We start from the raw sequence: 13,089 nt of genomic DNA on the forward strand, positions 1-13,089 counted from the left end.
TGAACCAAGTAAAACATTTTATACTCTTTTTTCAAAGTAAGCGCCAATAGCCATAAGTGTTTTCGCGTGTCCGAGAGTAAAAAAAATTTGTACATTTGTCGTCTTACTCACTCGATTACATGCAAACAACGCAATTGCAACGCATTCATCTTATTGCTGTGGGCGGCAGCATCATGCATAACCTGGCGCTGGCGCTCCACCAAAAAGGCCTGCAAATTAGCGGCTCCGACGATGAAATATTTAATCCGGCGTACGACCGCTTACAGGCAGCGGGGATTTTACCCGCCTCAATGGGTTGGTTTCCCGAAAAAATTACGCCGGAGCTGGATGCGGTTATTCTGGGAATGCATGCCCGGTCCGACAACCCGGAATTGCAGCGAGCCCAGGAATTAAATCTTCCTATTTATTCTTTCCCGGAGTTTATTTACCAGCAATCAGTAAATAAACAACGCATTGTTATTGGGGGTAGCCACGGTAAAACGTCTATTACTTCTATTATCCTCCACGTGTTGCAATACCACAACCGCTTGTTTGATTACGCTGTGGGAGCGCAGTTAGAGGGTTTTGATAATATGGTAAAGCTTACCGAAGAGGCTCCCATTATTATTATTGAAGGCGATGAATATTTAGCTTCGCCCATTCAAAGAGTACCAAAATTTCATTTGTATCACCATCACATTGGCGTTATTAGCGGTATTAGTTGGGATCATATCAATGTATTTCCGGACCCTAAAGTTTACCGGGAACAGTTTCGGCTATTCGCCGACATGACTCCTAAGGCAGGTACTATTATTTATAACCAGGACGATGAACAAGTGCTGCACATTTGCGTGCCCCGCAACGATTTAGTTAAATATATTGGCTATACCGCACACGAACACCAGGTGCATAACGGCATTACTTATTTACGAACCAAAAAAGACGATATTCCGCTCCAGATTTTTGGCGAGCATAATCTGCGTAATATTTCAGCGGCTAAAGAAGTTTGTCGGCAGGTAGGAATTAAACCCCAGGCATTTTACGAAGCCCTTAAAACGTTTAAAGGCGCGGCCCGCCGGCTGGAGTTTTTAGGGGGAAATAATTTTACCCGCATTTACAAGGATTTTGCCCACGCTCCTTCTAAAGTAAAAGCTACCACCGAAGCCTTAAAAAAACAGTTTCCGGACCGAGCCTTAGTGGCTTGCCTGGAACTGCACACTTTCAGCAGTTTAAACAAAAATTTTCTACCGCAGTACAAAGGGGCTTTGGGTAATGCCGATCTGCCTATTGTTTACTTTAATCCTAAAACCTTGGAACACAAACGCCTGCCCGCCCTGCAGCCCGAGGACATAAAACAAGCTTTTGCCAACGATACTATCCAGGTGTTTAACGATAGTCAGCAACTAATTCAGTATCTTGAGTCCTTGAATTGGAAAAATCACAATTTGTTGCTGATGAGTTCGGGCACGTACGATAATATGGATGTACAATCATTGGCTACCAGCATTTGCCAGATATAAAGCGCTCATGAAACTTAACCTGCGTAAACCCATTGTTTTTTTTGATCTGGAAACTACTGGTCTGGATATTTGCCGCGACCGGATAGTGGAAATTTGTATGCTGAAAGTAATGCCTGCCGGAGAAGAAGTTCTCAAAACCATGCGCATTAATCCCACCATTCCCATTCCGCTGGAAACCAGTTTAATTCATAATATTTACGACGAAGATGTAAAAGATGCACCCACTTTTGCGAAAGTAGCGCACCAGGTAGATGCTTTTTTAAAAGGCTGCGATTTAGCGGGTTATAATTTAATAAAGTTTGATATTCCGTTACTAGCCGAAGAGTTTTTACGCGTAGATATTGATTTTGATATCACCAACCGTTCTATTGTGGATGTTTGCCGCATTTTCCACCAGATGGAACAGCGCACTTTAACGGCGGCTTATAAGTTTTACTGCGGTAAACCCCTGGAAAATGCCCATACTGCCGAAGCGGATACCATAGCTACTTATGATATTTTAAAGGCACAATTAGAAAAATACGAAAACGTATCGGTTACCACGCCTGATTGCCAGGAAGAATTTCCGGTAATCAACGACATGACGAAGCTGCATAAATTTACGTTTCAGAATACCGCCGATTTATCGGGTCGTATTCTCTTTAATGCGGCTGGTCAGGAAGTATTTAATTTCGGGAAACATAAAAACGTACCCGTTGAAGAAATTTTTGCCAAAGATCCGCATTACTACGATTGGCTCATGAAAGGCGATTTTCCGCTGCAAACTAAAAAAATATTTACCCGCATTAAACTCCGCAGTTTTAAGGGCAGCTTTAAAATAGGTTGAAAGATTTAAAAGGTTGAAAAGTTGGAAAGTTGCTAAAAATGTAAAAATTCTGCTGGCGCGAGTGTCTTCGCTCGTGGCTACCATGTGGGAGGCCTCCGGCCGGGCAGACGGAGAAGCTTCAATTAAATGTATATAAACAACTATTTTCAACCGGCCAGAGGCCGGACGATAATCATCACGAGCGTGGACGCTCGCGATAGCAAAAGAGAATTTCAATATTAAAGAACGGGAAGTTTATCAACCTAATACTTTAATCTTTACCCTTTTTCCAAATCAATAATCTTTAAATCTAACAACAAACAACTAACAACCAGCAACTATTTCGCTTTATCTGATTTAAGGACTAATGCTAGAGTTAGAGCGGCAATCCAAAATAATTTCTTTTTCATAATACTTCAGATAAAAAAATAAGAGCCTGATGGCTTATACGCCATCAGGCTCTTGCCATCGACCATATATTCTAATTATTTTTATAATATTTTAATGCCTCCGGCATGTGCTTTTCTATGTTGGCAATCCGGGTTTCGTCGGAAGGGTGAGTAGAAAGAAATTCGGGCGGCGCCTGGCCATTTTTACCGGCGGCCATTCTTTCCCAAAAAGTTATGGCTTGCTTTGGATCGTAACCGGCCATGGCCATAAAAGTAAGACCTAACCGGTCCGCTTCTGATTCTTGGGTTCGGCCGTAGGCCAGTAAACCTAACTGAGAGCCCGCCCCGAAAGCAGTTAAAAACAAATTTTGGGTTAAAGTAGGATTAGAACCAATGGCCGCTTGTAAAGTAGCTCCCCCTAATTGCTGCAACAAACCCTGGCTCATGCGCTCATCGCCGTGCCGGGCAATTGCGTGCGCAATTTCGTGCCCTAGCACCACGGCTAAGCCGGTTTCATCGCGGGTAACCGGCAAAATTCCCGTGTACACTACCACTTTGCCACCGGGCATACACCAGGCGTTCATTTGCGGATCTTCAATTAAATTATATTCCCAGGCATAACCCGCTAGTTGGTCGCTTAAGTTATTCTGCGCCATGTATTGTTCTACGGCCCGTTGAATTCGTTGCCCTACCCGTTTTACCATAGCCGTATTTTGGGTGTTGGTTACTACTTTGGCCGTATCTAAAACTTGCTTATACGAGGCATAACTCATCTGCTGCATTTCCGACGACGAAACTAAATCTAATTGCCGGCGACCGGTAATAGGTACAGTAGCACAACTCATTACCGTTAGTAAGCTACTGTAAACCAAAAATTTCTTCCACATAGTTTTTCTTTTAGATGAAACAGTTTTATTCATTAATTAAAAAATTGCCTTCTATTTACAAGCAATTATCTTTCTATATAAGTACATATTACATGCCAGTTGGCTTTATACGATTAGGTAAGCCCGAAATGTTCCGGTTATCTGGTTGTCTCTAATTTGGGCAATCTTTCGGGCAAAACAATATACTGATAACCAAGGCTTACCCTGATTTCATAAAAAACAATCCCTAATTTTTGTTTAAGAGACTTTATCAAAAAAATTATTCAGCTATTTTTGAATAAAACTATCGCCGCATGAAAATACTTTGCATTGGCCGGAATTACGCCGATCATATTGCCGAACTTGATAACGAAGTACCCGATGAACCGGTTATTTTTTTTAAACCCGATACGGCCTTACTCAAAAACAACGAGCCCTTTTATTATCCGGATTTTACCCAGGAAATTCACCACGAAGTAGAAATTATTCTCCGCATCAGCAAAGAAGGTAAAAATATTCCGGCCCAATTTGCCGCCAACTATTACGATGCTATTGGCCTGGGAATAGATTTTACCGCCCGTGATTTGCAGGCAAAAGCCAAAAGTAAAGGTTTGCCCTGGGCTTTAGCCAAAGGGTTTAATGGCTCAGCCCCGGTATCTGAATTTTTATCTCTAACGGATTATCCGGATCTGAAAAATATAAATTTTAGTTTGCGCGTTAACAACGAAGTGAAACAGCAAGGTAATACTAGTTTTATGCTGCATGATTTTGAAGCGATCATTTCTTATATTTCCCGGTTTGTGTTGTTGAAAAAAGGAGATATTATTTTTACGGGTACCCCCCAGGGTGTAGGACCAATTAAAATTGGCGACCGGCTGGAAGGATTTTTAGAAGATAAAAAAATATTAAATTTTGAGATTAAGTAAGTTTTCCGTTTTAGTTGCATTTCTTAGCTTATTGTCCCCGGTGGTTTTGGCTCAAAATCCCGAAGTTCCCACCGGCTATTTTATGTTTCCGATTCATCCGGGCCGCCAGAATTATTTAGCGGGGAGCATGGGCGAAATCCGGCCGAATCACTTTCACGGGGGTATTGATATTAAAACGGATCAGGTAACGGGTTTACCGGTTTATGCCGCTGCCGACGGCTATATTTCCCGGATAGAGGTTTCGAGTTATGGCTACGGCTACATGCTCTATCTATCGCACCCAAATGGTTTAACCACCACTTACGCCCACCTCGAAAGTTTTGCCCCGGCCATTGAACAGTACGTTTTGGAAATGCAATACGCCAAGCAAGCGTTCGACGTAAAATTAACTCCGGGTAAAAATCAATTTGTTTTTAAACGGGGCGATATTATTGCTAAATCTGGTAATACCGGGGGTTCAGCCGGTCCGCATTTACACTTTGAGGTACGCGACGCCAAAAATAACTTACAAAACCCCCTTAAATACGGCTTTACCGAAATTCAGGACGATGTAGCGCCCGAAGTGGTAGCCATTGCTTTTAAAACCCTAAGCATTGATGCGCGCCTTAATAATTTATTTGGCCGGCAAGAACTTCCGGCGGTGAAAAACGGGCCTAATTCTTTTGTTTTAAGAGATACTATTCGGGCAAATGGTTTATTGGGGCTGGAATTTAATGCCTACGACCGTTATACCGGCGCCTGGAATAAAAACGGCGTGCAGGAGGTAAACATTTTCGTGGGCGGAAAACCGCATTACACGCACCTGCTCGATAATATTCCGTTTGATTACCAGCGCATGGTATCGTGGCACGTAAACTACGAAAACCTAAAAATGACGGGTAAGAGCTTTCAAAAATGTTATATCGACGATGGCAACACCTTACCCCTCTACAACACGGGGTCGCATAAAGGAAAATTGAAAATTAACCCGGGAGCTACCTACCCGGTAACCATGCAGTTTAAAGATTCTTACAATAATACCACTACGCTGCAATTTATTATTCAAGGTACCTTGCCCATAAGCGCCCATACCCTCGCGAAAACCGTAAAAAAACAACAGATCAACTATGAAGTAAGCGAGGATATTCTTAAAATAATGGCGCTCGATACCGGAAGTGCGCCCAAAAATATTAACTTGTATATCCGGAATAGAAGGTACGATTTGGTTCCTAGTTATACCGTTCAATCCAACTCCATTTATTTATACGATTTGCGAGGCGGCTTACCGGATTCTCTTGTTTTTAACGGCACTACCAAAAAGTTTTACTTCCGGCAAATAATACCCAGCGGCACGGATTATTCTTATGCCGATAACCACTTGGCTTTACAGTTTTACCCAAACACTATTTTTGATACCCTTTATTTACGTTCTGGCTACGATGCGGGTATTTGGTCCATTAACGATGTTTTAACACCACTTTTTCAGCCGCTTAAAGTAACTTTTAAACCCCAAGAACCTATTCTGGATAAAACAACGGCCGGAGCTGTATGGTTGGGTTGGGGCAATAGCCGAGCCTTTATTAACGGTACCTGGAAAGACGATCAATTTACCTTTACTACCCGTAATTTAGGGAAGTACAAAATTATGAACGATCTTAAGCCGCCAACCGTAAAGTTACTTTCTAAGTCTCCTACCTTGGTTCGCTTTAAAGTAGGCGACGACTTATCGGGGCTGACTTCTTACCGCGCCGAAATAAACGGGCAATTTCTATTATTAAAATACGAACACAAAGCCGCACTGCTTTACTCCGAAAGATTAAACAAATCCGTTCCTTTAAGAGGGGAATTAACTTTATGGGTGAAAGACGCGGTGGGCCACGAAACCATATTTAAAACCAGAATTTAAATTTTCTGGTTGTTACGTACCTAATTTTAAATACAATAACCATTATTTTTAATTACTTAGCTTATGGCATTACAAATTGGCGATAAAGCTCCCGATTTTGCTATTCCGGATCAGGATGGCATTGTTCATAAATTATCGGATTACCAGGGTCGAAAACTGGTGATTTACTTTTACCCGAAAGATGATACTCCTGGCTGCACCGCCCAGGCCTGTAACCTCCGTGATAATTATTATGATCTTCGGCTGAAAGGCTATGAAATAATTGGAGTAAGCGTTGATGATGAAAAATCGCACCGGAAGTTTATTCAAAAATTTGAGTTGCCTTTTACCTTACTTTCCGATACCGACAAGAAAATGGTGGAAGCCTACGGGGTTTGGCAGGAAAAGAGCATGTATGGCCGTAAATACATGGGCACCATGCGTTATACTTTTATCATCGACGAAAAAGGCATTATTCAGGATATTATCACCAACGTTGACACGAAAGAGCATGCGGCGCAGTTAGTTAAGAGTTGAACAGTTTTATTTAAATCTGACTCAACTTTCCTTTTAATCTTGCTGATTTTTTAAAATTGTTGGTATTTACTTAATCTTAGGCTTTCTATTTTCTCAGAATCTTAAGTTTAGTGAACAAGATTGTCCTAAACGTGGGTTTAAAAGAAGTAGAAAACAGTCTTTTCTATTCTTTCGAGTCATCCGTAAAGGATCTAACTGGTTTAAAGCGACGGCTGAGGCCATCCTAAAAGGTTATTGGTTGTTTTCAGGAGGGAATAACCGGTACTACTTCTGAGCAGTTCTTCTTTTCTGCTGGTTAGATCCTTACAGGAGAACGGAAGAGAATAGGGTACGTTTGATGGGCATAGCCAAAGCCTAGGTTTCGGACAAGCCTGTATTGTGAACCGCCCGAGTGGATAAGTTCCTAATCGGGTTTTATACCGAATCATTCCCAAACTCGTTTCTAAAGGTAGAAACATAAAAGAGTTTGGGAATTTTTTTAGGCAACAGTGGTTATATACAATATTAAGATATAGTAATAAGCTCCTTTTCAATTAAATTTATGGTTTGTTGAAAACAACAGGTAAAATAGTGGTATTGCTAGGTTTGCTTCTAGTAATGAATCGGTTTAGTTTTGCTCAGACTACCGTCAAGAAAACGGAGCCGGTTAAGAAAACCCGCATCTTGTTTTTACTCGATGGTTCCGGTAGTATGCTGGCAAAATGGGAAAGCAGCGACCGCATGAAAGTGGCTAAAATCCTGCTTTCCCGATTGGTAGATTCCTTGGCGCAATACCAAAATTTAGAATTGGCCTTACGCGTATACGGACATCAATTTGATAAAGAAAAAAACAACTGTACCGATTCCCGTTTAGAAGTACCTTTTAAAGAAGGCAACGAAGAACAGATTAAAACCCGGCTCCGGCAAATTGTTCCTCGGGGCAATACTCCCATCACCTATTCTTTAGAACAAGCCGCCAAAGATTTCCCGGTAGATAAAAATGCCCGAAACGTTTTAATTTTAATTACGGATGGATTGGAATCATGTGGCGGTGATCCTTGCGCCACAGCTAAAGCGCTCCAGAAAAAACGCATTTTTTTAAAACCGTTTGTAATTGGCATTGGCATCGAAAAGCAATTTGTGCCGGAGTTAGCCTGTATGGGTCAGTATTTTAATGCGGCTGATATTAGCTCGTTCCGGAAGGTATTGGATAACATCATTAAAATGGCGCTGAGTAAAACCACGGTGTCGGTGGAGTTGAAGGATGAACAAGGCAAACCCGTAGAAACCAACGTCAATCTTACTTTTATTAATAATGTAACCGAAGAACCGGAATACAATTACGTGCATTATCTTTCCACTGCCGGAAAAACCGATGTTTTGGATATTGATGCCTTGTTAAGTTACGATTTAATTATTAACACGCTACCGCCCGTTGTTTTAAGAGATCTGGATATTAAAGCGGGCGAGCACAATGTTTTTTCAACTAAAACGCCGCAGGGCACTTTATATCTACGGCAAGATGCTGTTTCACCGTTTGGAGTTACCGAGGCCATTGTCCGGGAAAATAATTCTAAAAATACCTTGGTAGCCCTGCGCTTCGGGAGCCGTCAGAAATTATTAATTGGTAAGTACGATTTGGAATTATTAACCCTCCCGCGCATTTACCTGAACGACGTGGAAATTAAACAGGGCCAAGTGAATACCATTACCTTTCCGCCACCTGGTTTATTGAATATACCTACCGAATTACAAGGATACGGCAGCTTATACGTGCTGGAGAAAGACGGCAGCCAACGTTGGACATACAATTTACCGGAAAATAACAGCCGCACCAACTTGCCTTTGCAACCGGGTCAATACCGTTTAGTGTTCCGAACTAAAACCGCCAACGCCAGCAAATTTACCGATGTCCAAAATTTCGAAATCCGCTCGGCAGCCACTACAACCATTAAACTTTTTCGGTAAAATAATTACCACCAAAAGTAATAATCCTGATTAAACCTTTAAAGGAAGATATTGTCTAAGGTTAGGTAAGTAAAACTAGTGTTTAGTTCATAGTCCGCATACGACAGACCATAGTTGGAAACGATTAAATATTTAGGGTTTTAAAACCCATTCATCCTAAGTTGCCAGGTTATTAAAATTATACAAAGTAATAAGCAAAACTTGGCTGCTGTGGACTACCTTCTATGAACTATGGACTAACTACTAGTAACCTATAACGAACAACTACTCTTTGGAAGATCAGGAAATTCTTCAAAAATTTCAGAACCCGGCTTCCCGGAATGTAGCTTTTAATCAGCTTATCCGGAAGTACCAGCAAAAGGTGTATTGGCACGTCCGGAAAATGGTTATCGACCACGACGATGCCGATGACTTAACCCAGGAAGTATTTATTAAAGTCTGGAAAAACCTTCCCAACTTTCGGCAAGATGCCCAGTTGTATACCTGGATTTACCGCATTGCCACCAACGAATGTCTTAATTTTTTAAAATCTAAAAAAAAGAAATTCTTTTTGCCCATTACCGATATCTCCGAAGAACTATCGCAGAAAATAGACGCTCATGTGGGCCCTAACGGGGATGAAATTCAATTAAAGCTGCAAAAAGCTTTGTTGAAATTACCGGATAAGCAACGGCTGGTTTTTAACATGCGCTACTACGACGAACTAAAATACGAAGAAATAGCCGAGATTTTGGGCACCTCGGTGGGAGCCTTAAAAGCCTCTTACCATCACGCCGTAAAAAAAATAGAAGATTTTCTGACCAGTACTTAAACCTTACGCATCTAAAAACATCTAAATAATATGAAAGAAAATTTTAAGCTGGAGGACTTGCCAAAATCTAATCTGTACCGGGTACCGGATAATTATTTTGAAAAATTACCTAATGGGATAATGGCACGCGTTACCGCCCAAGTTCCGGCCGCCGCTACTCCTTGGTGGAGCACTATTTTTAATGAATACCGGCCGGCCTTTGCCAGTATTTTTTTAATAATAAGTTTCGTGGCGGCCTTCCAGTTTTCGCAGAAACAGCCTGGTGATTTTACTTATAACTTATCCAATATCAGCCAGCAAGAAGCTTTAGAGTATGTTTTAATTCAAGATAATTTGGAAAGCCGGGATATTGCCGAATTAAACCTGGCGGATACAGATTTAGCCGCCGATTTTTCAAACATTACCCCCACGGATATTCTGGAAAGTGTGGATGAACAACAATTAGAAGAAGTATATTTTAACTAACACCATGAAATCAAAAAGTTTTATTATAACCTTATTTATATTTTGTACCTGCCTTTTTGCTCAGGCGCAAACACCCATTACCCGCTCCAATGGACCAAATGAACAAAAGCGCCAGGAGCGCTTTGAAAAAATAAAAACCGCCAAAATTGCTTTCTTAACGGATAAACTACAGTTATCGAGTGAGCAGGCCCAAAAATTCTGGCCTTTGTATAACGAATACGAAGCCGAACGCCGTTCGGCGCATACCCGCCCCCGGCTTAACCGAGAAGCGAATTTAACGGCTTTATCCGACCAGCAACTACGCGAAGCCATTAACGAAATGCACGCGGTTCGGCAGAATGAATTGAATGTTGAGAAAAAATACGTAGATAAATTTTTAAAAGTGATTTCGGTTAGGCAATTAGCTACTCTTTACCAGAGCGAACGGGAATTTACCCACGTCTTATTAAAAAAACTTGATACTCAGCGTCCAAGAGCTTACGGACGACGTTAATATTTTTTTCCTGTTTCCTGTTTTCTTTCCTGGCCCGGCTTTTTTGAAAGCCGGGCTTTTTTATGAACTTTGCCGTACACTTGCATAACTAGGGTTTCCTAATTATTTAAAAGCCCAGGCATGAATAAAATTTAAAAATGTGCCGCGGTCTGTCGACCATGGACTAAGGACAATATGCTTTCCCAACGGCAATTATTTTTGCAGCACCAAGCTCAAACCACTGATTTTCCGCTGCTGTTAGAAGTGGAACGCGCCGAAGGCATTTATATGTACGGCCCAAACGGAGAGCGTTACCTCGATTTAATTTCTGGTATTGGGGTAAGCAACGTGGGCCACCGGCACCCGGAAGTTATTGCCGCTATTCAAAATCAACTGGAAAAATACCTGCACCTAATGGTTTACGGCGAAATTGTGCAAGGCCCACAGGTGCAATTGGCAACTCAACTAGCTACTACTTTACCAGCTCAGCTGAACAATGTTTACTTGGTTAATTCCGGCTCCGAAGCCGTAGAAGGAGCATTAAAACTAGCCAAACGCTTTACCGGCCGTACCGAATTAATTTCTTACAGCAATGCTTACCATGGCTCTACGCACGGTTCTTTATCGTTAAATGGCTCCGAAATATTTAAAAATGCCTTCCGCCCTTTATTGCCCGATGTCCGTCAAATTCGGCACAATTATTTGCCGGATTTAGAAAAAATTACCCCACGAACAGCAGCTGTTATAATAGAAACGGTACAAGGTGAAGCCGGCGTACGATTACCAGAACCAGGTTATTTGCCGGCTCTACGCGCACGTTGCAACCAGACCGGTACTCTGTTAATCCTCGACGAAATACAAGCTGGTTTTGGCCGAACCGGTACTTTCTGGGCTTTTGAGCAATTTGGCATGGAACCGGATATTCTGGTTTGCGCCAAAGGCATGGGCGGCGGCATGCCCATTGGGGCGTTTATTGCGTCGCAGGAAATAATGGGCAGCCTTAAAAACAGTCCTTTACTCGGCCATATTACCACCTTCGGGGGGCACCCGGTATCTTGCGCGGCTTCGCTGGCTACTTTAAATATTCTGCGGCATAGTAACTTCATTCAACAAGTACCAGCCAAAGCTAAATTATTCCAACAGTTATTAGTTCATCCCCTGATTAAAAATATCCGCCACTGCGGCTTATTAATGGCCGCCGAGTTCGAATCGTTTGCCGTTCTTAAACCCGTCATCGACCAAGCGATTAAGAATGGCGTGCTCACCGATTGGTTTTTATTTTGTGATAATGCCATGCGCCTGGCTCCTCCCCTCACCATTACCGAAAATGAAATTAAAGAAGCGTGCGCTATTATTTTAAAATCCATAAACGAAGTTTTTCCTTCGTAGCGGAGACCCGCCTAAAACAGAATTAGGCCATCGACTACATGGTAGAAAATCTAACAATTTACTTCTTGTAGGTAATATTGTTTTTTGTTAGGTACAGCATGAATTGCGGAGTGTAAAGAAATGGGCTGATTGAAGAAGGGTTACAAAGTAAAAATAGCCGGTTAGCCGAAGTTCTGATTACCGCTCATTCTGGTATGATCCGGCAGTCAGTAAGATAAATTAATTTTCAACGTCGTTAGGAGTTCCTTGTTCTGGCAGTAATACGATTGAGTAGGGTACTATTTCCACGGCCGCTTTAATAAACAAAAAACTCCATAGACGCACTTAAAAAGTAAACTTTCCAGTAAGAGAAAGATTCGTAAGAAATTTAATTTTAAAGTTGCAGGAAAGCTTGGGATTCTTGTTTGATTTCTTCCCGCGATTGACCATCTTTTACTCCCATGGATATTTTACGGACGAGTACCCCCACAATCGTTTTTTTAAAGCCGAGCTTTGCGGCCATTTCCACGCAGAAATCCATTTCATTATCGTCCACAATACCATCGGCCAGCATCATTTCTACTAAATCGTAAATTTGATCAAACCTTTCCGAATCATTGGCGGGCAATTCAAATTTGGCAGTGGAGGCATTCGCCAGTAAACTTCGTACTTCTTCTTGCTTCAGGCCATTTTTCCGGCCAATAGCAATAATGTAATTCATCTCCGCGGAGTCTACGTGACCATCGATTTTCGCCAAAGCACCCAGGTTAAGGATGTGGCTTTTGATTCGCTTTATTTGCTCACTTTCAAAAAAGCTAAACATATCTTACAATATAGAGTGTGGGAACAGGAAACTTCTTCAATCTTACTAATTTAATAAAAAACCGGCAATTACTACTTTCTTCAAAAATTAATTTTATACTATTATCAACTGGAAATTACCCGGTTAGTGTCTTCTTTGTAACCAGTATACGCAAGTTGTAGTTGTTTGTCGCGACTATTGCTATTATTTTCCGGATTAATTTCACTTCTTTTAATTTTCTTTATAGTTCCTTGATGGTCAATAGACTATGACGCCAAAGGATAATTTTACTTAAATTGTAGCTATAGTCTGCACGCATTCCCCAACTAAATTAGTTA

General features: G+C 41.5%; 12 protein-coding genes. 10 read left to right on the forward strand and 2 right to left on the reverse strand.

Annotated features, from left to right (window positions below):
- The first annotated feature begins 119 nt into the window (after positions 1-119).
- On the forward strand, positions 120-1,499 hold the full coding sequence (locus tag AHMF7605_RS06685; protein WP_106927656.1) for a UDP-N-acetylmuramate--L-alanine ligase: 1,380 nt from the start codon (positions 120-122) through the stop codon (positions 1,497-1,499).
- A 7-nt stretch (positions 1,500-1,506) separates the two neighbouring features.
- Positions 1,507-2,325 carry a 3'-5' exonuclease gene (locus tag AHMF7605_RS06690; RefSeq protein ID WP_106927659.1) on the forward strand — a complete coding sequence of 273 codons (819 nt, stop codon included), beginning with the start codon at positions 1,507-1,509 and terminating at the stop codon, positions 2,323-2,325.
- Between the two features lie 460 nt (positions 2,326-2,785).
- Here AHMF7605_RS06690 and AHMF7605_RS06695 read toward each other — a convergent pair whose 3' ends face one another.
- Positions 2,786-3,580 carry a M48 family metallopeptidase gene (locus AHMF7605_RS06695; protein WP_106927661.1) on the reverse strand — a complete coding sequence of 265 codons (795 nt, stop codon included), beginning with the start codon at positions 3,578-3,580 and terminating at the stop codon, positions 2,786-2,788.
- A 293-nt stretch (positions 3,581-3,873) separates the two neighbouring features.
- On the opposite strand from AHMF7605_RS06695, the gene AHMF7605_RS06700 reads away from it, so the two are divergent.
- The 8 genes from AHMF7605_RS06700 (at position 3,874) to AHMF7605_RS06735 (ending at position 11,970) form a co-directional block, all read left to right on the forward strand.
- Positions 3,874-4,485, forward strand: coding sequence for a fumarylacetoacetate hydrolase family protein (locus tag AHMF7605_RS06700; RefSeq protein WP_106927663.1), 612 nt, complete (start codon positions 3,874-3,876; stop codon positions 4,483-4,485).
- A gap of 46 nt (positions 4,486-4,531) precedes the next feature.
- A complete protein-coding gene (locus AHMF7605_RS06705; RefSeq protein WP_233218966.1) occupies positions 4,532-6,370 on the forward strand; it encodes a M23 family metallopeptidase in 1,839 nt (612 codons plus the stop codon).
- Positions 6,371-6,433: 63 nt separating this feature from the next.
- A complete protein-coding gene (gene bcp, locus AHMF7605_RS06710; RefSeq protein ID WP_106927665.1) occupies positions 6,434-6,886 on the forward strand; it encodes a thioredoxin-dependent thiol peroxidase in 453 nt (150 codons plus the stop codon).
- A gap of 549 nt (positions 6,887-7,435) precedes the next feature.
- Positions 7,436-8,833, forward strand: coding sequence for a vWA domain-containing protein (locus AHMF7605_RS06715; protein ID WP_233218967.1), 1,398 nt, complete (start codon positions 7,436-7,438; stop codon positions 8,831-8,833).
- Between the two features lie 271 nt (positions 8,834-9,104).
- Complete coding sequence (locus tag AHMF7605_RS06720; RefSeq protein WP_106927669.1) at positions 9,105-9,644, forward strand: RNA polymerase sigma factor; 540 nt, start codon at positions 9,105-9,107, stop codon at positions 9,642-9,644.
- A gap of 30 nt (positions 9,645-9,674) precedes the next feature.
- A complete protein-coding gene (locus tag AHMF7605_RS06725) occupies positions 9,675-10,109 on the forward strand; it encodes a hypothetical protein (RefSeq protein WP_106927671.1) in 435 nt (144 codons plus the stop codon).
- Between the two features lie 4 nt (positions 10,110-10,113).
- Positions 10,114-10,602, forward strand: a complete 489-nt coding sequence (locus tag AHMF7605_RS06730) for a hypothetical protein (protein WP_106927674.1) — start codon at positions 10,114-10,116, stop codon at positions 10,600-10,602.
- Positions 10,603-10,776: 174 nt separating this feature from the next.
- Complete coding sequence (locus tag AHMF7605_RS06735; RefSeq protein WP_106927676.1) at positions 10,777-11,970, forward strand: aspartate aminotransferase family protein; 1,194 nt, start codon at positions 10,777-10,779, stop codon at positions 11,968-11,970.
- Positions 11,971-12,343: 373 nt separating this feature from the next.
- Here AHMF7605_RS06735 and AHMF7605_RS06740 read toward each other — a convergent pair whose 3' ends face one another.
- Complete coding sequence (locus AHMF7605_RS06740; RefSeq protein WP_106927678.1) at positions 12,344-12,772, reverse strand: TerB family tellurite resistance protein; 429 nt, start codon at positions 12,770-12,772, stop codon at positions 12,344-12,346.
- Positions 12,773-13,089: the final 317 nt, after the last annotated feature.

Source organism: Adhaeribacter arboris, assembly GCF_003023845.1.
Classification (GTDB): Bacteria; Bacteroidota; Bacteroidia; order Cytophagales; family Hymenobacteraceae; genus Adhaeribacter; species Adhaeribacter arboris.

What these genes read in the sequence shown, in the direction of transcription:
- AHMF7605_RS06685 (WP_106927656.1), top strand. Translation starts at nt 120, where the DNA reads ATGCAAACAACGCAATTGCAACGCATTCATCTTATTGCTGTGGGCGGC.
- AHMF7605_RS06690 (WP_106927659.1), top strand. Translation starts at nt 1,507, where the DNA reads ATGAAACTTAACCTGCGTAAACCCATTGTTTTTTTTGATCTGGAAACT.
- AHMF7605_RS06695 (WP_106927661.1), bottom strand. Translation starts at nt 3,580, where the DNA reads ATGTGGAAGAAATTTTTGGTTTACAGTAGCTTACTAACGGTAATGAGT.
- AHMF7605_RS06700 (WP_106927663.1), top strand. Translation starts at nt 3,874, where the DNA reads ATGAAAATACTTTGCATTGGCCGGAATTACGCCGATCATATTGCCGAA.
- bcp (WP_106927665.1), top strand. Translation starts at nt 6,434, where the DNA reads ATGGCATTACAAATTGGCGATAAAGCTCCCGATTTTGCTATTCCGGAT.
- AHMF7605_RS06725 (WP_106927671.1), top strand. Translation starts at nt 9,675, where the DNA reads ATGAAAGAAAATTTTAAGCTGGAGGACTTGCCAAAATCTAATCTGTAC.
- AHMF7605_RS06730 (WP_106927674.1), top strand. Translation starts at nt 10,114, where the DNA reads ATGAAATCAAAAAGTTTTATTATAACCTTATTTATATTTTGTACCTGC.
- AHMF7605_RS06735 (WP_106927676.1), top strand. Translation starts at nt 10,777, where the DNA reads ATGCTTTCCCAACGGCAATTATTTTTGCAGCACCAAGCTCAAACCACT.
- AHMF7605_RS06740 (WP_106927678.1), bottom strand. Translation starts at nt 12,772, where the DNA reads ATGTTTAGCTTTTTTGAAAGTGAGCAAATAAAGCGAATCAAAAGCCAC.